Genomic DNA, 19,306 nt, shown 5'->3' with positions numbered 1-19,306 from the left:
TCCTTTATGCGCCGAGGTAAAGCCGGCGGATCAATTCGCTGTTGTTGAGTTCGTCACGGCTGCGCCCGGTAAAGGCGATCTGACCGTGGACGATGACATAGCCGGTATCGGCAACACGGATCGCCTGATTGAAGTTTTGTTCCGCCATCAAGACGGTGAGATTCTTCACGCGTTTGAGCTGATCGATCACATCGATGGTGCGCGCGACGAAGATCGGCGCCAATCCCACCGAGGGTTCATCGACGATGAGGATTTTCGGCTCCAGCATCAAAGCGCGGCCGAGCGCCACCATCTGTTGCTCGCCACCGCTCATCAAGGCAACCGGCTGACGGCGCCGCTCAGCCAGGCGCGGAAAAGTCTCGAAGACAAAATCGAGATTGGCGAGACGCTTGACGCGGGCGGCAGGACGATAGGCGCCGAGCAGCAGATTTTCTTCGACTGTCAGCTTCGGAAACAGCCGGCGGCCTTCCGGCACGAGACCAATGCCGAGATCGACGATCTCCTCCGTCGTCAGTTTCAAAAGGTCATGCGGCTGGCCGTCGATATGGGCTTCGATCGCACCGGCGCTCGGCTTGCACATGCCCATGATGCATTTGATGAGGGTGCTCTTGCCATTGCCATTGACGCCAAGCAGCACCGCCGTCTGCCCCGAGGCAACATCGAGCGATACGTCCTCCAGGACACGGACCGAGCCGTATCCTGCGAAAAGATTTCGAATGGCGATCCTATTGTCCAAGGTAGGCACTCTCTACAATCGGATCCTTCACCACCATCTGCGGATCGCCATCGGCCACTTTCTTGCCGGAGACGAGGACCACCAGGCGATTGGAAAAGCTCATCACCGCCGACATGATGTGTTCGATCATGATGATCGTCACACCATCGTCGCTGAGCTGACGCAGGAAGGCGACGATCTCGGCGACCTCGGAGCCGGACAGGCCCGCCATGGCTTCGTCCGCCAGCAAGAGCTCGGGTTCCGTCGCCACGGCGCGAATGAGTTCGAGCTTGCGCAATTCCACCTGCGTCAGCGCCCCGGGCAGCCAGTCGGCTTTGTCGTGCAGCGCCACGCGCGTCAGAAGATCGTAGCACCGCTCGTCGATCGCCTTGGATCGGCCGCGCCCCGCATAGAGCAGCGGCACGCGGACATTTTCGGCCACGGTCAGCGAGCGAAATGGTTTTGGCAGTTGGAAGCTGCGGGCGATGCCGAGGCGCGTGCGCTCGAAGGCCCGCAATCCCCGCAGATCTTGATCGCGAAAACGGATCGCGCCCAGTTCCGGCGTGAAGACACCGCTCAGGCAATTGACCACCGTGCTCTTGCCCGAGCCATTGGGACCGATCAGGCCGACGCGCTCGCCTCGGCCGACCGAAATGGTGATGTTGTCGAGCGCCGTGAAGCCGCCAAATTTTTTGGTGATGGCGTCGATTTCGAGAAAGGCAGTCATCAGTGCCCTCCTCCGGCGGCCACCATGCCCCTGCGCCGTGGGCGCAAGCGATCGAACCAACCCAGCATGCCGCGTGGCGCCAGCACGACGAAGGCGACGAGGATCACGCCGATCAACAGCAGGCTTGCTTCCGACGAGATGGTCACCGACGCGATCTGCTGCAGCGTGCCAAGCGTCAGGCTGCCGAGCAGCGGCCCCAGCCAACCGGCAGTGCCACCGACCATCGGCATAGCGATGGCATTGACCGCGTATATCAGGCTGAAGGTCGAATTGGGCTCGACATAGCCGACATAATAGGGGAACGGCGCGCCAGCCATGCCCATCAAGGCGCCGCTGATTGCCGTGCAAGCCAGTTTGAGACGCAAGGTCGGCACGCCGGCGGCTTCCGCCGCCAGTTCATCGTCGCGAATGCTCGCCAGTCCATAGCCGAAAGTGGAGCGTTCAATACCGCGCGCGATGATGATGCCGATCGCCGCCAGCAACAGCATGAGGCCAAAGAGATAATGGATGTAGTCCATACCGAAGAGGCTAGTCGTTTGCGGCCGCAAAATGGTGGCGCCGCGCGAGCCGCCGACATAATCCCAATTGACCACCAGGGTCTGCAACACCACCGCCAGCGCCAAAGTGGCGATGGCGAAGAAAACGCCACGCAGACGCAGGGTCAGATAGCCCATCAACAGACCGATAATGCCCGACAGCAGACCGCCAACGAGGATCAATATGGGAATGGGCAGCGGAAAAATCGCCGCGATCATCTCCGCCACGACGGGCGGAAAATTGTTCTCACTATAGTTCGGCAATTTATGCAGCGCCACGGTTGCATAGGCACCGACGGCAAAAAAAGCGCCGGTGCCGAAATTCACATAGCCGCAATAGCCGCCCAAAATATTCCAGGCGGTGGCGATGACCACATATTGCACGACGACATAACCGGCGAAGAACAGATATTCATTGCCAATGGCTAGAAAGGCCGCGAACAGCGCGGCGGCAACGATTAGCGCCAGAAGCGAGAAGAGCGGCATCCGCATATCAGCGCCCCAACAGGCCGCGCGGGCGCAGCGTCAGCGTCGCCAGCAGGAAAGTAAAAGAAACCGCCGGCGCCCAAGCAGGACCATAATAGGAGGATGTCAGGCTTTCGATGACGCCGAGCAGCAAAGCCGCGATCAACGTGCCCGGTAGACTGCCCATACCGCCGAGCACGCAGATGGCGAAGACACGACCAATATATTCGCGCCCGATCGACGGCTCGACGGGCTGGATCATGATGAGCAAGGCGCCCGCGAGCCCGGCACTCGCGACCGACAGACCGAATGCCAGCCGCTTGATCCGGCGCGGCCGGATGCTCAGCAGCGACAAGGCGGACGGATCCTGCGAGACGGCGATGATGGCGCGGCCCTGAAACGTCGTCGACAGGAAGAGCTGTAGCGCGACGAAAAGCAGAACGGCGACGAGACTTGGGATCAGAAGCCGTAACGGCAGATCGAGAAAGCCCAGGCGCCATGTCGAATTGAGATAGCCGGCTTCAACATAACGGAAGTCGACGCCGAAGATCATGATCAGCACCACTTCGATGATGAACATCAGACCGAAGAAGAAGGCGAGGCCGCTCAAACCTTCACGTCCATGCTGTTCGAAGGCGTGGAAATAGATGTCGTAGAACAGGCAGCCGAGCAGGAAGAACGGGATCGTCAGCAACAGGCCGCTGAGCAGCGGATCGATCCCAGCGCCCTGGTTCAGCAGGTAAGCGGCATAGGATCCGGCAATGACAAAGGCCGGGTGCGAGATATTAGCAATGTCGAGAAAGCCGAAAGAGATCGAAATCCCGATCGTCACCGCCGCGTAGAAACAGCCAATCAACAGGCCCGCAGCCAGGGCATTGACCAGGAATTCGACGCTCATGTGCCGATCGCCCTCCCCTGCGCCGGACCATCGCGGAAACCGCGATGCCTCCCTCCGGAATCGTTAAGCTTTGGAATTAATCTTTTAATTTCCAAAATCTGGATTTAAGATATTTGAATTCGGGCAGGCGTCAAGCGCCGTTCGTTGAAGGACTGGGGACATGAAGCGCGCGCTGGGCACGGAGGCGATTGGCGATTATCGACGCCCGACACCGCGCACGGTGGCCGAACAGGCCTATTGGATGATCCGCGACGACATTCAGTGGGGCCGCCTGCCGCCGGATCTGCCGCTGCGGTTCGATGAATTGCGCAAACGCTATGACATCGGCATCAGTCCGCTGCGCGAGGCGCTGACACGCCTGGCCAGCGAACGTCTCGTCACCTCCGTCGGCCAAAAGGGGTTCCGGGTCGCCAGCCTCACCAATGCAGACGTTCTCGACACGGCCGCGACGCGGCTGGTGATCGAGCGCGAGGCGCTGCGCCAATCGATCGAGAAAGGCGACGTTCATTGGGAGATGGCCGTCGTTGCCGCCTTCCACGGGCTGGCACGCCACTCGCTGCCCTCCCCCGCCGACGACGGCGCGAGCTGGCAATATTTCCATCGCGAATTTCACATGACGCTGATTTCGGCCTGCGGTTCACGCTGGCAGCTCGAATTCGCCGGCCTCTTGTTCGACCAGGCCGAACGCCATCGCATCGTGCGTACCAGCATCACGCCGGAAGACACCTTGGTGCGCGACATTCAGGCCGAACATCAGACGATTTTCGATGCGGTGATGGCGCGCGATGCCGAGCGCGCCGTCGCGGCTTTGACCGAGCATTACGAGAAGACGGCTCAGGCCGTGGACGCCGCGCTGACGCATGGCTTTCGCTTTGCCGAGCCAATAGGGAGTAGTCCAACGAAGAGCTGAAGAGATCAGTGTCCGACGAGGCACTGCATAGAGGAGGGAGAGGACATGATAGTGCAAGGCATTGCATATGCCCGGCGCATGGCCAGAACACTGGTCGCAGCCGCTGCTTTCGCAGCCGTCGCGACGACAGCCATGGCCGCCGACCCGATCAAAGTCGGCTTCAGCATCGCCCTGACCGGCGCCAACGGCCCCAACGGCAAACAACTCCTGGTGGCGCTGGAAATCTGGCGTGACGACATCAATGCCAAGGGCGGCTTGCTCGGACGCCAGGTGGAACTGGTCTATTACGACGATCAGACCTCGCCGCCGAACGAAGCGCCGATCTACACCAAGCTGATCAACGTCGATAAGGTCGATCTTTTGCTTGGTCCATATGGCACCAATCAGATCACAGCTGCCCTACCCGTTTTGGCGCAGCGTAATCTGACGACCATCGGCATTCTCGGCACCGCCGCCAATCACGAAGTTCAATACAAAAACTATTTCTCGATGATTTCGCTCGGCGAGAATCCAATCCGCGAATTCTCGCGCGGCTTCTTCGAAGTGGCCATGGCGCAAAATCCCAAGCCGCAGACCATCGCCATCGTCGGCGCGGATGCCGAATTCGGCAAGAACTCCACCGACGGCGCCCGCACCAATGCCAAGGCGGCTGGCCTCAAGATTGTCTATGACCAACGCTATCCGCCGACCACCGCGGATCTGACGCCCGTCGTGCGCGCCATCAAGGCGCTCAATCCCGACATCGTCTATGTGGCCTCCTACCCGACCGACACGGTGCTGTTCGTGCGCGCTGCGGCGGAAGCCGGGCTGTCGGCGAAAATGATGGGCGGTGCGATGATCGGCCTGTTGGCGACACCGCTCAAAATGCAGATGGGGCCGCTGATGAACGGCTACGTCAACAATGCGGAAATGTTCATCCCGGCACCGAGCTTCAACTTCCCCGGCGTCGATGCATTGCTGAAGGAATATCAGAAGCGCGCCAAGGGCCAGGGTATCGACCCGTTCGGCTATGGCTTCGTGCCCTTCGGCTATGCGGCCGGCCAGGTGTTGGCCCAGGCAGTCGAAGGCACGAAATCCCTCGATCACGCCAAGATCGCCGACTACATGCGCAACAACAGCTTTTCGACCGTCGTCGGCGAGTTCCGTTTCGGCAAGAATGGCGAATGGGCGAAACCGCGCTCCATTATGACGCAATGGCGCAATCTCACCGGCAATTCGCTCGATCAGCTCAATAATCTCGCCAATTGGACGATCGTCTGGCCGCCGGAGCACAAATCTGCTGATATCATCTATCCGTATCAGAAGCAGTAAGGGTCGAGCGACGCGGGCTCAGGCCCGCGTCGCCTAAAGCGTTTTCGAGCGGGTGGATACCTGTTCGCGTGAAGAAAACGCGTCGAGACAAGAGTCTGAAGTCTCTCACCATTTCAATGAAGCGGTGAGAGACTCTAGGGAGCGAGCCATCCGCCATGAAACACACGGTCACATTGCAGCCCAGCGGCCATACGTTCGAAGTCGAGCCCGGTGAATCGATCTTGCGTGCCGGCCAGGCGGCGGGGTTCGCCATTCCTTTTAGCTGCCGCCAGGGCGTGTGCAGCACCTGTCGCGGCAAGATCGTCGAAGGCCAGGTCGATCTTGGTGAAGTTCATCCCGCTTATTTGAACGAAGCCGATCGCGCAGCCGGTTATGCGCATTTGTGTCAAGCCAGTGCCTTGTCGGATGTCACGGTCGAGATCCGCGAACTCGAAGGGCTTGCCGGCGTCAAGGTGCGCAAGGTGCCATGCCGCATTTCACGGCTCGAACAAGCAGCACCCGATGTCACTATCGTGCATCTGCGCTTGCCGATGAACGAAAACATGATGTTCGTTGCCGGCCAGCATATCGAACTCATCCTGCCGGGTGATGTGCGCCGCTGTTATTCCATCGCCACCAAACCGAATGTCGACGGCGTCACCGCCCTTGAGCTGCATATTCGCCGCATGCAAGGCGGGCTTTTCACCGACGGCATGCTGCCCAAACTGAAAGAGCGCGAATTGATGCGCTTCGAGGGGCCATTGGGAACCTTTGCACTGCGCGAAGATTCGACTAAGCCGATCGTCTTCCTGGCCAGCGGTACGGGCTTTTCCGCCATCAAGGCCATGGCCGAACAGGCGTTCGGTCGCAACATCCACAGCAAGCGACCGATCCATCTATACTGGGGCGGGCGCACGCGCCAAGATCTCTATCACGCCGACTTGGCGGAGAGCTGGACCAAGGAATTCCCGGGCTTCCATTTCATCCCAGTGCTCTCGGAAGCGACGCCGGCCTGCGCCTGGAGCGGCCGCACCGGCTTCGTGCACCGCGCGGTGATGCAAGACTTCCCGTCGATGCAGGATATCGAAGTCTATGCCTGCGGCGCTCCTGTGATGGTGGAGGCGGCGCGCCGCAATTTCATCCAGGATTGCGGATTGGCGGAAGACAGTTTCTTCGCCGACGCCTTTTTGAGCCAGGCCGATCTCAACAATCCCCAGGCCAACGCCGCAACCGCCTGACTCACTTCGCACTCCCACCATAAGGGCCGGCCTATGCCGGCCCTTATTCATTGCGCTTGTCAAAAACCAAAGCGAATATGCGTGAAAGTCATAGTTGCGACGCGATTAGGCCGATAGTGTCGGCTATCTTGCCTGAATCCTTCAATCCTGGAGTCGTTCTCGATGCAGATAGGCGTCGTCGGTCTGGGCCGAATGGGCCTCAATATCACGCGCCGGCTGATGAAGGCCGGCCACCAATGTCTTGCTTTCGACGTGAATGCCGGTGCGGTGACGACCGCGCGGGGTGAAGGTGCCGCGGGCGCTGCTTCACTCGCCGAACTGGTCAAAGCCTTCGATCAATCGCCGCGCGTCATCTGGCTGATGTTGCCAGCGGGACGCATCACCGATGCAGCGATCACGACATTAGCCGAACTGCTGTCCCCTGGCGACATTCTCATCGACGGCGGCAATACCCATTTCAAGGATGATATCCGCCGGGCCAACGAGCTGGCGCCCAAGCAGATCCGTTATGTCGACTGCGGCACATCCGGTGGGATCTGGGGCGCCGAGCGCGGTTATTGCCTGATGATCGGCGGACCGAAAGACGCCGTCACCCATCTCGATCCGATCTTTCGTGCGTTGGCGCCCGGCCTTGGCGATATTCCACGCACGCCTGGCCGCGAGGGTGAACCGAGCCAGGCCGAACAAGGCTATATCCATGCGGGACCGACGGGCGCCGGCCATTTCGTCAAGATGATTCACAACGGTATCGAATATGGTCTGATGCAGGCCTATGCTGAAGGGTTCGACATCCTGCGCGGCCGCGCCTCGTCGGATATTCCGGAGGGCGAGCGCTACGACCTAAATCTGCCCGACATCGCCGAAGTGTGGCGTCGCGGCAGTGTCGTCACATCCTGGCTGCTCGATCTGAGCGCCACCGCTCTGATCCGCGATCCGGACCTTAAGAGCTTCAGCGGCGAAGTGGCCGATTCCGGCGAGGGACGATGGACCATCGAGACGGCCATCGAACAGGCCACGCCCGCCAACGTGCTGTCTGCTTCTCTGTTCGCGCGCTTCCGCTCGCGACACAAATCCTATGCCGACAAACTGCTCTCCGCCATGCGTCTCGGCTTCGGCGGACATGTGGAGACGAAACCAGCCGGCAAGAAGGAAGGCTGAAGGCATGAATATTTCGCAACAGCCGGTTCAGATCATCGAGGCGCCGCCACGGCGCCGTCCCATCCAGCCTGCGCCCTGCACGATGGTGATTTTCGGAGCGCGCGGCGACCTCACCCATCGCCTCGTCGTGCCGGCGCTCTACAATCTCTTCCGCGAGAAAATGCTGCCGGAGGATTTTCGCCTGATCGGCATCGACCATGGCGAAAACACCACGGATGGCTGGCGCGCTTCCCTGTTCGACAAAATCAAAAGCATGGCCAACGACAAGGCGGCCGCCTTCGAAGCGCACAGGATCAACGAAAACGCCTGGTCCTTTCTCAGCGAACGCATGTCCTACCTGCGCGGCGATTTCAATGATCCAGCGCTCTATCAACAGTTGGCCTCACAGTTGAAATCCTGTGAGCACGACGGCCAAACGCAAGGCAATGCGATTTTCTATCTCGCCGTTGCCGACCGTTTCTTCGGGCCCATCATCGACCGCCTCGGAGCGGCCGGTCTGGTCAAGCAGACACGAACCGACGAAGGGGCGCCCAAATGCTGGCGGCGCGTGGTGATCGAAAAGCCATTCGGCCACGATCTCAAATCGGCGCGCGACCTGAATGAGCGGATTCTGACGTCGCTCAACGAAGATCAGATCTTTCGCATCGATCACTTCCTCGGCAAGGACACGGTGCAGGCGATCACGGCGTTTCGCTTCGCCAACGGCCTGTTCGAACCGATTTGGAATCGCGATCGAATCGACCATGTTCAGATCACCGTGGCTGAGACGATCGGCGTCGAAGGGCGTGGCCGCTTCTACGAACAGACAGGTGCGCTGCGCGACATGGTGCCCAACCATGTCTTCTCGCTGCTCTCCATGGTCGCTATGGAGGCGCCGACGGGTTTCGATGCCACATCGATCCGCAACAAGAAGGCCGATGTCTTCGCGGCCATGCCGCCGCTCGATCCCGCCTGGGCCGTACGCGGACAATATGGTGCCGGCACCGTGCTGAGCAAAGATGTCGTTGCTTATCGCAGCGAACCGAATGTCGATCCGGCCTCGAATATTGAAACCTTCGCCGCCCTGAAACTGGAGATCGACAATTGGCGCTGGGCGGGCGTGCCGTTCTATTGCCGGACCGGCAAGCGCCTGTCGCGTCGCAATACGGAAATCGCCATTCAATTCAAACAAGCGCCCTATCTCGCCTTTCAGGATACACCGGTGGACGCGCTGCGGCCGAATTGGCTGGTGCTGTCGATTGCGCCAGAAGAAGGCATCTCGCTGCAATTCGAGGTCAAGCGCCCTGGCCCGGTGGTCGATCTGTCGGCGGTGCGGATGGAATTCAAATATGCCGATTGGTTCGCCAAGGAGCCGCATGTCGGCTATGAGACCCTGCTTTATGACGTGATGATCGGCGATCCGACATTGTTCATGCGTGCCGACATGATCGAACATGCCTGGCGCATCGTGCAGCCCGTCCTTAACGCCTGGGAGAGCCCGCCACCGGACTTCCCGAACTATGAGGCCGGCAGCGAAGGCCCGGCGGCCTCGGACGAGTTGATCGGCCGTGACGGTGGACGTCAGTGGCGACCGGTCGAGCCGCTGAAATCGCCGAAGGGCTAGCATGCCGACACCGACAAGGGCGCCGTTGCTCATCGTCGTCATGGGCGTATCCGGCGCTGGCAAGACGACGGTTGGCCGTCTCCTCGCCGTTCATCTGCACTGTCCGTTCGCCGATGCGGACGATCTGCATGCGCCGGCCAGTCTCGAGAAGATGCGGCGCGGCCAACCACTGAGCGACGAGGATCGACAGCCCTGGCTCGCACGCGTGGCGGAAAAGATCGACGACTGGCGACGCCAAGGACAGGCTGGCGTCATCACCTGCTCGGCACTGAAACGATCTTATCGCGATGTCATTCGAGGTGGACGAGATGACGTCACCTTCGTGTATCTTCAGGGCGCAAAGGCCGCCATCGCCGATCGGCTGGCGGTGCGATCTGGTCATTTCATGCCGGACCAATTGCTAGCGAGCCAGTTCGAGATTCTGGAGGAACCGGCGCCGAATGAGCGCGCGATTTGGGTCCCCATCTCAGGGGCGCCGCAGGAGATCGTCGCGGCTATTCTCACGGGCTTGAAGGAGAGAAGAATGGCGCAGGCGCCATCCACAACCATCGCCGATGACCCACAGGCTTTGGCCCGAGCCTTGGCCGATTGGTTCGTGGAGACCCTGGAGACCAAAAGTGGACGGATTGTCGTGGCGGTAGCCGGCGGTTCGACGCCAAAGGCTTTTTACCACTGTCTTGCGACACCGCCCTATCAAGCCCGCCTGCCTTGGGAGCGCATCCATTGGTTCTTCGGCGACGAGCGGTTTGTGCCACCGACGAGCCCGGCCAGCAATTATCGGATGTTTGCCGAAGCGATCGAGGCAGCCCGTTTCATCCCACCGGAGAACCTCCATCCGGTGCCGACCGATGCAGCTAGCGCCGCACAGGCCGCTGCACGCTACGCAGGGGAATTACAGGCTTTTTACGGGTCCGATCACCTCGACCCGAGCCAACCATTTTTCGACGTGACATTGCTTGGCCTGGGCACCGACGGGCACACGGCATCGCTCTTTCCCGGCAGTCCGGCCCTGGACGAGCGGCACGCCTGGGCGTGGCCGAGCATGGCCCCTGACGGCTCCGACCGAATCACCCTGACTTATCCCCTGCTCGAAAGCAGCCGGGAGACGGTTTTTCTGGTGGCGGGCGCCGATAAGCGCCCGATCCTCGCCCGCGTGCTTAGCCACGACCAGGCTTTGCCCGCCGCACGGCTCAGGCCAAGCGGGACCGTGCGTCTATTCGCGGATCGGGCAGCCTTCGACGGTCCGCCCGATTAAGAGGCGTTCAGGTGATTGGCGATATTGTTGAACTGGGCGGAAATCTGCGAGCCCGTAAATGTCAGAGCGCCGATGAGCACGACGGCGATCAGACCCGCGATCAAGCCATATTCAATGGCGGTCGCACCTTTTTCATGACGCAGAAATTGAGACAGCTTTTTCATCAATGGTCCCCAGCGGTTTCGCCTTCGACGATCCGAAAGCGGTAAAACTACTAGGGTGAAAACCCTCTAAGAACTTTAAATGAAGTCAGAAAAACCGGATTAATTCTCAATACGATAAAATTCCTATCGCCCTTTCGTAGGACATTTCTGAGTGTCGTTCAGCGATTGAAAGCCAGCGCCTGCGAAATCGGTTCCCCAAAACCCGGGCCGTGGCCCAGATTCCACCGTCCAGCGCCCATGGCCGCCGGTGGCAAAGTCTTAACTATGCCATTGAAGAAATGGCGAGAGTGACGGGACTCGAACCCGCGACCTTCGGCGTGACAGGCCGACGCTCTAACCAACTGAGCTACACCCCCGCAAACCGTCAGGCGCTAGGCGCCGCTGCGGAGAGCGTCCGGATAGGACACGGCCACATCTAAGTCAAGGACATCTCGCCACTTCTCAAAACTTCTCCGAAGCCAAATGCCAGCGGCGGATTTCCGAGGGTGTCAGAAGCCGGAAAGTCTCCGATGGCGTCTTCTCCGCCGTGTAGACCAGCTCGCGGCTCACGCCCATCATACCGGCGTAATCACCCAGTTTATTGACCATTTCGTTCTGCGCGAAGGTCTTCGTCAGCTTGGTCGTGCCGTCGAGCTGACCAACCCGCTCATAAAGAAACATGCGGTGGATACCGACCCGGCTCTGCGGCGGGACGACGCGCTTTTTCGCACCCATCAGGGCATAGACACAGGCGGAATAGCAGCGCCCGGCGGCGAATCGCATTTCGCCACCCGCTTCGACCGGCTTGGCGACGATGACGGCAGCGCCGGCACGGCGCAGCAGGCGGCCGAATTCCATCGAAGCGACCACCCGCCCACCGGGCGAGTTGATCAAAACGACGGCGTAGACGTTATTGCCAAGCTTTTGGGAGCGCAAAAAGTCGATAAAATCGCGGGGCGTCTGCTCGACGATCTCGCCTTCGGCAACGATGATCTGCGGACATTTGGCGCCGCAAGTCTGGGCATCGCCCGCTTGGGCGAAACGAAATGACATCGCGGCAGAAGCCGCGCCCGCTGTCATAAAAAAAGCACTGGCCACAGCACCGGCCAGGGCGACGACACGCAATACCGCTCGACCTACCATCTGCTTCTCCACTCCCACTCTGGATGCTCCGATCCATTTCGACACAAAGGCTACACATTTCCAACTGGCTTGGCGACGGCTATCGCGGCCGGTCGTTAAGGAATGCAAACAGCCTGCCAGGCTCCTCGACAGGGGGGAATAGCCCCTTTAAAACGCCCACCTGAAACCATCCTGACTATCCGGCAAGCAATTGCCAATTAAGAGATCGGCCGAGGCATCCATGACCAGCTTGTTCCTGAATCCCCTTCTCATCGACAAGGTCGTGCGTGCCGCCCTGGAGGAAGATTTCGGCCGCGCCGGCGACATCACCTCCCAGGCCTGTATCCCCGAGGGCACCCAAGCCCGCGCCGTCCTGGCGCCGCGCAAACCCGGCACGATCTGCGGCCTGTCGGTGGCGGAAGCCGCCTTCAAGATCACCGACCCCACGGTCAAATATGAATATCTGGCCAAGGACGGCGACGAGATCACCGTGCCGCGCGCGCCGGTGGCGCGCATCACCGGCGATGCCCGCTCCATTCTCACCGCCGAGCGGACGGCGCTCAATTTCATCTGCCACATGTCCGGCATCGCCACGATGACCGCTAAGCTCGTCGCGCTGACGAAGCACACCAAGGCGAAGGTGATCTGCACGCGCAAGACGATCCCGAACCTGCGAGCCTTCGGGAAATATGCCATCCGCTGCGGCGGTGGCATGAACCACCGCTTCGGCCTCGACGATGCCGTGCTGATCAAAGACAATCACATCGCCGTCTGCGGCGGCATCAAGCCGGCGCTGCGCGCCGCCAAAGCCTCCGTCGGTCATATGGTGAAGATCGAAATCGAAGTCGACAACCTGGATCAGCTCAAAGAGGTGATCGAGGAAGGCGCCGACGTGGTGTTGTTGGACAACATGACCCCGGCGCAAATGGCCGAGGGCGTGAAGATGATCGCTGGCCGCATGAAGACCGAAGCTTCCGGCGGCATTTCCGCCGATACCGCGAAGGCGGTCGCGGAAAGCGGCGTCGATATGCTGTCGTTGGGCGCCCTCACCAATTCGGCGCCGATCCTGGATCTCGGCCTCGACATCGAGATCGGTTGATAGGGCTGGCGCCATCGCCCTCCTGTGATTTGGGAAAGATAGCAGACAAATCGCGTTTCTATCGAACCGCGATCTGTCTTCAAATTCTACCGATCGCAACACCGGCATCCACCACGGGTGCCGGCTTCGCCCGCCGCGGAATGATCTTGAGCGTCGAGGCGCCCATGGCGTCGAGAACGGTCCGGCGCATGTGCGCGAACTCTTCACTGGCACGATCACGCGGATATGGCAGATCGATCGCGATATCGGCGGCGATGCGACCGGGGTTCGGATGCATCACGATCACTCGGTTGCTCAGATAGATCGCTTCTTCGACATCGTGGGTAACGAGCACCATCGTCACCTGCTCCGCCTCCCATATGGTCAGTAACTCTTCCTGCAACCGTTGGCGCGTCAAAGCATCGAGAGCACCAAGAGGTTCATCGAGCAACAGCACTTCCGGCTTGGTGACGAGCCCGCGCGCGATAGCGGCGCGCTGTGCCATGCCACCTGAAAGTTGATAGGGATAGACCGTCTCGAAGCCTTTCAGACCGACGAGATCGAGCAGACCCGCCACCGCCTCACGCCGTGCGGCCTTAGGCACATCGGAGTTCTCCAGCCCCAGCTCGATATTGCGCTCGAGCGTCAGCCACGGCAGCAGGCGATGGTCCTGAAAGACGATGCCGCGCTTCAGGCTCGTGCCGACGATCCGCTCGTCATCGAGCTGGATGTCGCCCTCATAATCGTCGTCGAGGCCGACGATCAGACGAAGCAATGTCGACTTTCCGCAACCGCTCGGCCCGACGATGCTGGTGAATTCGCCGGGCGCGATTGTCAGATCAACATTATCGAGAACCTTCAGCTCGCGGCCATCGACATCGTAAGATTTGCCGACGTACCGCAGGCTCAGTTTACCGGCCTTGTTCGAAGTCATCACGCGTCCTCAGGCCGCGACATGCAGGTTGGGCATGGCATGCGCCTCTTCCAGGAAGCTCGCATCGGCCCAATCGGCAACGGCGAAATCGTTCTGGATATAGCCCTCCTGCACAAGGAAGGCCTTCTGCACATCGACTGCCGCGAGATTGAGCGGCGACAGATTGGGCACGAAATCCACATGGCGGATCGCCGTCGCGATATCCTCGATCGTGGGATAATAGGTGACGCGTGCCAGAATGCTGGCGGCGGCATCGCGATTGGCATTGGCCCAATGGCCGGCCCGCACAGTCGCGCGCAGAAAGGCAACGATGATGTCGCGGTTCTTCTGAACGAAATCGGCATTGACGGTGATCGCATAGGGGCTATTGGCCACCTGCAAGGTCCAGTCGGGATAGCGTGAGAAATCCTCGATCACCTTGAAGGCGCCGGTGCGCTGCAAACGCAAAGCGCGGCCCTCGCTGGTGTAGACCGCATCGACCTTGCCTTCCGCCAGGGCTTTCACTTCCGGGGTGAAAGCGATTTCGGCACGACGGCTATCCGACCACAGTTCCGACGGACGGCGAGCCCCGCCGACCGCTTGCTCCTGGGTTTCGATATCGACGACCTGGATATCCCTTTTTGACAGGCCCGCGAGATTCAGCGCCAGATCGAGGCCGCGATGGCCCGTGGCCCGCCACCAATCGACTTTGTATTTGTTGAGGCTGCGATAGAGGCCGAACTTCTTGCCGGCCAGATCGGCAACGCGATGGATGTCAGCATTCTGACGCACTAGGATGGAACCGCCATGGTGCCCCGCCGTCAGACCGATCAACAAAGTGTCAGTCACATCGGCCCGCGCCGAAATCGATGGAATGTTGCCGCCATCGCGAAAAAGATGATCGAGCGTATGATTGAAGTGCGGCAACCAACCGACGGACGGATCGAGGCCGCGCAGATACGACAATTTGGCGCCGATGCGGATGAACTCTTCCTCAAGCCAACCAAATTCGACCGCGATATGCGAAGCGACGAAGACCGGGCAGATGGTGTAATAGGCTTCACGCGCACCAATTTTCACGCGCTTGGACGTACGAACGGTGGGCAGACGGGTGGTCATGGTAAACTCCAGAGTTTGAATGGCGGTGGAATACTGCGGCCTCAGCGCAAGGAATGAACGGCTTCATCGAGATAGCTGGCATCGGCCCAGGCCCGCACGTCGAAGTCGTTCTCGATGTAACCGCGCTGCAGAAGGAAATCCTTTTCGACGGCGAGACCCGCGAGGTTCTGCGCCGAGAGATTGGCTTCCAGATCGTATTGGCGCAGGGCCTTGGCGATCGCCGCTTCATCCGGATAGATGGTCGTGCGATGAAAGATCGCCGCAGCCGCAGCCGGATTGGCATTGATCCAACGGCCGGCGCGCACCGCCGCACGCAGATAGGCGACGATCACATCGCGATTCTGCTCGGCGAAAGCTCTGGAGACCGAGATGGTGCGCGGCGCGTTCGCGATGCGCAAAGTCCAGTCGGGGTAAAGGTCGAGATCGTCGATGATCTTGAACTTGCCGGTCCGCTCCAATAGTTCGGCCGTGCCAATCGAGTAGTCGTAGATGGCGTCAATGCGCCCTTCCAGAAGCGCCCGCGCTTCGATCGTGCGCACTTCGGGCTCATATTCGATCTGCGACCAGATACCTGCCGGCGTGCGGGCCGGATGTTCGTTATGCGCATCGCCTTCGGTGATGTCGACCCATTCGATATCGTCGCGCCACAGGCCGTGCAGGGCGAGAACTGCCAGGATGCCGTGTTCCGTCGTGGCGCGGCGATGATCGATCTTGCCGCTCTGCTGGCTGCGATAGATGCCGAAGCGGCGCCCTTTGAGATCGGCGACGCGATAGATCGGATCGCGGGCCCGCACGATGACCTTGCCGCCAGGCTGGGCCTGAGTGAGGCCAAGTAGAATTGTGTCTTGCAGATCGGCACGCGCCCAGATAGCCGGGCTGTTGCCGCCGTCACGGATCAACCGATCCGACCCATGATCATAGTGCCATTTCCACGCTGCCGGATCGTTGAGCGAGCGCAGGTAGGTCGCCGTGGCTCCGACGCGCTTCAACTCATCGTCGATCCAGCCCAGTTCGAGCGCGACATTGGACGCCACGAGAACCGGACAGATCGTATAAAGCAGTTCGCGCAGTGGCGTGGCATTCTTCAGATCATCAGCCAGCGATGTGACAACACCCATGTTGTTCTCCTTTCGCAGTTTGCGATTAAGCGATCAGCCTTCGAAGCCTTGTTTCCAGCGCAGCAGATAGCGCTGCAAGTAGTGCATGGATCGATCGATGAGGAAGCCCACGACACCGATCACAACCATGCAGACGAGCAATTGGTCGGTCATCAGCAGCGCTTGCGCACGGAAGATGAGGAAGCCGATCCCCTCCATGCCGCTCAGGCCTTCGGCGACGACAACCAGGGCCCAGGCGAGGCTCGCGCCATAGCGCAGGCCGACGAGGATGCTCGGCATGGCGCCGGGAATGATGACGCGGCGCACGAGCTGGCTGCGTGTCAACGTGAGAACCCGCGCCAGTTCGACATAGTTGCGATCGACACCGCGAATGCCCTGAAGCGTGTTCAGAAAGACCGGGAAGAAAACCGACTTGGCGATCACGACGATCTTGGCGGGCGAACCGATGCCGATCCACAGAACGATCAACGGCAGCCAAGCGATGCCGGGAATATGGCGAATGCCATCCAGGGTCGGCCCGAAAAAGCGCTCGACGGCCGGCGACAGACCGGCCGCGAGGCCAAGACCGACACCTGCGAGCGAGCCATAGAGAAAGGCTTGGCTGACGATCGAGATGCTGGACAGGAAATCTTTCTCGAAATCCTGACGCCACACCATGTCGAAGAAGGAATAGAAGGTCTTCAGCGGCAACGGCAGAAAAACCTCAGACACCCAGCGCTGTTGCGCGGCGAATTGCCAAAGCAGCAGAATCGATAGCGGCAGGATCAAACCCAAAGCGAGCCCGACGGCCGTTCGGCGATTGCCTTTCCCCTTGCCTTTTGATCCCCGGTTTTGGGCGCGCACGGGGGCCGCGCCGATTGGGTCGACGTTTGCGATGGTCATCGGATGATCCTGGGGAAGTGGGCGCAGCACTTTGGTGCCGCGCATCGTCGATCAGTTGTAGATGGAATATTCGCCGCCAGCGAAGAAGCGCTTGTCGACGAAGGCATTGATCATCTCGGGCGAAAGCGAACGCTCCTTCAGAATCTCGTCGCCATGGTCGACATAGTATTTCTGAAACTTCTCGATCGATTCCTTAGCTAGGCCCGCATTGGTCTCGCCGGCCATATATTCGAAGGACGACGGGTCGGTGATGCCGAATTTGGCGATGTTCACCGGCATGCGCAGTTCCTTGGCGACGATCTCGGCCGCTTCGTCGACGTTGTCCTTGATCCAGGCCTTGGTACGCTCATGCGCGACGAGAAAGGCGCGCACGGCGCTTGGATATTTGTCGACGAATTCACGCATGGCGAAATAGGAGACGCGGCCGGCCGCATTCACATAGACACCGTCTTTCGGGCTGCGGCCGATCACTTTGACTTGCCCCGTGGTGACGAGCGCGGCAGCGGCCGGAAGCGCGGTATGAGTGGCCGTCGCGGCGATGCGGCCGCTGAGCAGCGCGGCATTGACGGTGGCAGACGAGGTGATCGTCTCATGCCGGACCGCGCCTTCGCGGATGCGCGTCGCCAGCGGTACGCCAGCGGCATCCAAAGCTTCCTTCGGCGAGGTCCAGCCGCAGCCGACGCGGCTTGAGCCGAGCGCCTGCCCCTTTAGATCCTGCAAATTCTCGAAGGGCGAGTTCTTCAGCGCCAGGATGGGCGTGCGGTTCTCATCGGAAGGAACCGACATCCAGACGATGACCGCATCGAGCCCATTGGCTCGGTGAACGGCCGCCGGATACATCATGCGCTGAGCAATTGCGAGGCCGCCGCGATCGAGCATGGCCGCTTCGGCACCGGAGAGTTCGGACGTACCCGGGTTGAGCAGGCGAATTTCCGTCGTGCCGATCTTGTCGAATTCTTCTTTCAGAATGCCTTTCTTGAGGGCGACGGTCGTCCAGGCCGCGAGCGGCAGATTGATGGCCTTCAAAACCTCTTCGGCCTGCGCTGGTGCGGCTGCCAGAACCGCGAGCGCCCCAAGCCCAAGGCTGGCATTGCGCCACGTAGCGCGGATTTTCTGAACAGGCATCGACGTGTCTCCTCTGCGACTTGGCTCAAGACAGGTTGGCTTTTATTTACATATAATCTATAGATTTACTATTCTATGGAGAAGCCAATGTGGCCGTCAAGCGAATTGTTCCATCGCCATTGGATTTTGGCCGACCCACATGCCGTGCTCTTGGCGGATGCCCGCCCTGGCCGCGCGCTCGTGATGGCGACGTTGGGAATTTTCTTGTTGGGAGCCGGAGCCGCCACTCTGACACTCTCGAGTGAATGGACGGCCAATGCGCCAGGTGTGGAAGCGGCCGTTCCCGCGGCCATCCAAAAAGGTGTCCTCAAACTCGGTGTCGAACGCCTTCCGCGCGCACCACGGCCCACCGATTACCAAACCCGTCGCGAGGAGGGCTTCGAGGTCGTGCTGCGAGACGATCTGCAGCGCCGCCTCAAGGTGCAGGTCGAATTGATCCCGCTGAAAGCCGAAGAACAGGAAACAGCACTGACGCAGCGGCGCGTCGATGCCCTGCTCGTCCATCGTCCAGCGTCAACCGACACGAGCGAGGCGATCGTGCGCACGGGCTATGAAAGCGGCCTCACCTATCTGATGCGCAGCGACACGACGATCCGTTCCTGGAATGATGCGGCGCAGCGCTCAACGTGCGTCGTCATCGGCAATGACGCCGCGCGGGCTTTCATCCACCGCGCCGGTGGCACGCCCCTGACCTACGCCGACCCCGCTAAGGCGCTGGCGGCGATGCGGGCTGGCGAATGCGATGCAGCGATCGTCGCTTCGACGCTGGCTACATATTTCGCGCCGCTGGAACGATGGAAGAAGTTCAATGCCACTTTGCCGGCGCGCGATCTCTCGCAACTGGTGTTCGTAGCGGCACCGGGAGATCGCTTGTCGACCCGTCAGTTGCAACGCATCGCCGACGGCTGGCAGCGCCAAAAAAACTGGCAATCGTGGGCCAAGGCCTGGGTGACGGAAGTCGATTTCGAGGCCTATCTCGAACAAGATGCACCCGACTGTCATTGACAGCCG

General features: G+C 60.4%; 19 protein-coding genes and 1 tRNA gene. 8 read left to right on the top strand and 12 right to left on the bottom strand.

The window, feature by feature from the left end; all coding sequences use genetic code 11:
* Nucleotides 1-4 precede the first annotated feature (4 nt).
* Genes OIM99_RS27225 through OIM99_RS27210 form a run of 4 tightly spaced genes read right to left on the bottom strand, consistent with a single transcriptional unit; the run spans nucleotide 5 to nucleotide 3,341 of the window.
* Complete coding sequence (locus OIM99_RS27225) at nucleotides 5-736, bottom strand: ABC transporter ATP-binding protein (RefSeq protein ID WP_311853663.1); 732 nt, start codon at nucleotides 734-736, stop codon at nucleotides 5-7.
* Nucleotides 726-1,442 carry an ABC transporter ATP-binding protein gene (locus tag OIM99_RS27220; RefSeq protein ID WP_311853662.1) on the bottom strand — a complete coding sequence of 239 codons (717 nt, stop codon included), beginning with the start codon at nucleotides 1,440-1,442 and terminating at the stop codon, nucleotides 726-728. The genes OIM99_RS27225 and OIM99_RS27220 overlap by 11 nt, the downstream gene beginning before the upstream one ends.
* Entirely contained in the window at nucleotides 1,442-2,470 is a 1,029-nt protein-coding gene (locus OIM99_RS27215; RefSeq protein ID WP_311853661.1) for a branched-chain amino acid ABC transporter permease, read from the bottom strand. The genes OIM99_RS27220 and OIM99_RS27215 overlap by 1 nt, the downstream gene beginning before the upstream one ends.
* Before the next feature lies 1 nt (nucleotide 2,471).
* On the bottom strand, nucleotides 2,472-3,341 hold the full coding sequence (locus OIM99_RS27210; protein WP_311853660.1) for a branched-chain amino acid ABC transporter permease: 870 nt from the start codon (nucleotides 3,339-3,341) through the stop codon (nucleotides 2,472-2,474).
* A 160-nt stretch (nucleotides 3,342-3,501) separates the two neighbouring features.
* On the opposite strand from OIM99_RS27210, the gene OIM99_RS27205 reads away from it, so the two are divergent.
* The 6 genes from OIM99_RS27205 (at nucleotide 3,502) to pgl (ending at nucleotide 10,795) form a co-directional block, all read left to right on the top strand.
* On the top strand, nucleotides 3,502-4,251 hold the full coding sequence (locus tag OIM99_RS27205; protein ID WP_311853659.1) for an FCD domain-containing protein: 750 nt from the start codon (nucleotides 3,502-3,504) through the stop codon (nucleotides 4,249-4,251).
* 51 nt (nucleotides 4,252-4,302) lie between these two features.
* Nucleotides 4,303-5,562, top strand: a complete 1,260-nt coding sequence (locus OIM99_RS27200; RefSeq protein ID WP_311853658.1) for an amino acid ABC transporter substrate-binding protein — start codon at nucleotides 4,303-4,305, stop codon at nucleotides 5,560-5,562.
* A gap of 155 nt (nucleotides 5,563-5,717) precedes the next feature.
* Nucleotides 5,718-6,779: a CDP-6-deoxy-delta-3,4-glucoseen reductase gene (locus OIM99_RS27195; RefSeq protein ID WP_311853657.1), complete on the top strand. Its 1,062-nt coding sequence runs from the start codon at nucleotides 5,718-5,720 to the stop codon at nucleotides 6,777-6,779.
* A 162-nt stretch (nucleotides 6,780-6,941) separates the two neighbouring features.
* The gene (gnd, locus tag OIM99_RS27190) at nucleotides 6,942-7,937 is read left to right on the top strand and encodes a phosphogluconate dehydrogenase (NAD(+)-dependent, decarboxylating) (RefSeq protein WP_311853656.1); all 996 of its coding nucleotides are present in this window, start codon (nucleotides 6,942-6,944) and stop codon (nucleotides 7,935-7,937) included.
* A 4-nt stretch (nucleotides 7,938-7,941) separates the two neighbouring features.
* Nucleotides 7,942-9,540 (top strand): glucose-6-phosphate dehydrogenase, encoded by a 1,599-nt coding sequence (zwf, locus tag OIM99_RS27185; protein ID WP_409371573.1) that lies wholly within the window; start codon nucleotides 7,942-7,944, stop codon nucleotides 9,538-9,540.
* A gap of 1 nt (nucleotide 9,541) precedes the next feature.
* On the top strand, nucleotides 9,542-10,795 hold the full coding sequence (gene pgl, locus OIM99_RS27180; protein WP_311853655.1) for a 6-phosphogluconolactonase: 1,254 nt from the start codon (nucleotides 9,542-9,544) through the stop codon (nucleotides 10,793-10,795).
* On the opposite strand, the gene OIM99_RS27175 is transcribed toward pgl, so the two are convergent.
* From OIM99_RS27175 to OIM99_RS27165, 3 genes are all read right to left on the bottom strand, one after another.
* A complete protein-coding gene (locus tag OIM99_RS27175) occupies nucleotides 10,792-10,962 on the bottom strand; it encodes a Flp family type IVb pilin (protein WP_311853654.1) in 171 nt (56 codons plus the stop codon). The genes pgl and OIM99_RS27175 overlap by 4 nt on opposite strands.
* A gap of 276 nt (nucleotides 10,963-11,238) precedes the next feature.
* A tRNA-Asp gene (locus OIM99_RS27170) sits at nucleotides 11,239-11,315 on the bottom strand.
* Nucleotides 11,316-11,400: 85 nt separating this feature from the next.
* The gene (locus OIM99_RS27165) at nucleotides 11,401-12,081 is read right to left on the bottom strand and encodes a hypothetical protein (protein WP_311853653.1); all 681 of its coding nucleotides are present in this window, start codon (nucleotides 12,079-12,081) and stop codon (nucleotides 11,401-11,403) included.
* 220 nt (nucleotides 12,082-12,301) lie between these two features.
* Here OIM99_RS27165 and nadC point away from each other — a divergent pair, with 220 nt between their 5' ends.
* Nucleotides 12,302-13,159 carry a carboxylating nicotinate-nucleotide diphosphorylase gene (gene nadC, locus OIM99_RS27160; protein WP_311853652.1) on the top strand — a complete coding sequence of 286 codons (858 nt, stop codon included), beginning with the start codon at nucleotides 12,302-12,304 and terminating at the stop codon, nucleotides 13,157-13,159.
* 79 nt (nucleotides 13,160-13,238) lie between these two features.
* Here the strand turns inward: nadC and OIM99_RS27155 are convergent, their stop codons facing one another.
* From OIM99_RS27155 to OIM99_RS27135, 5 genes are read right to left on the bottom strand one after another with little or no spacing between them, the layout of a single operon-like run.
* Nucleotides 13,239-14,072, bottom strand: coding sequence for an ABC transporter ATP-binding protein (locus OIM99_RS27155; protein ID WP_311853651.1), 834 nt, complete (start codon nucleotides 14,070-14,072; stop codon nucleotides 13,239-13,241).
* A 9-nt stretch (nucleotides 14,073-14,081) separates the two neighbouring features.
* Entirely contained in the window at nucleotides 14,082-15,170 is a 1,089-nt protein-coding gene (locus OIM99_RS27150; RefSeq protein WP_311853650.1) for an ABC transporter substrate-binding protein, read from the bottom strand.
* A gap of 41 nt (nucleotides 15,171-15,211) precedes the next feature.
* On the bottom strand, nucleotides 15,212-16,288 hold the full coding sequence (locus OIM99_RS27145; RefSeq protein ID WP_311853649.1) for an ABC transporter substrate-binding protein: 1,077 nt from the start codon (nucleotides 16,286-16,288) through the stop codon (nucleotides 15,212-15,214).
* Between the two features lie 33 nt (nucleotides 16,289-16,321).
* Complete coding sequence (locus OIM99_RS27140; RefSeq protein WP_311853648.1) at nucleotides 16,322-17,170, bottom strand: ABC transporter permease; 849 nt, start codon at nucleotides 17,168-17,170, stop codon at nucleotides 16,322-16,324.
* 51 nt (nucleotides 17,171-17,221) lie between these two features.
* A complete protein-coding gene (locus OIM99_RS27135) occupies nucleotides 17,222-18,295 on the bottom strand; it encodes an ABC transporter substrate-binding protein (protein ID WP_311853647.1) in 1,074 nt (357 codons plus the stop codon).
* An 87-nt stretch (nucleotides 18,296-18,382) separates the two neighbouring features.
* Between OIM99_RS27135 and OIM99_RS27130 the strand changes: the two genes are divergently transcribed.
* On the top strand, nucleotides 18,383-19,300 hold the full coding sequence (locus OIM99_RS27130; RefSeq protein ID WP_311853646.1) for a transporter substrate-binding domain-containing protein: 918 nt from the start codon (nucleotides 18,383-18,385) through the stop codon (nucleotides 19,298-19,300).
* Nucleotides 19,301-19,306 lie beyond the last annotated feature (6 nt).

The organism is Methylocella sp. CPCC 101449, assembly GCF_031921685.1.
Classification (GTDB): domain Bacteria; phylum Pseudomonadota; class Alphaproteobacteria; order Rhizobiales; family Beijerinckiaceae; genus Terripilifer.
Note: the sequence above shows the minus strand (reverse complement) of the source record. Positions and strands in the feature narration are given on the sequence as shown.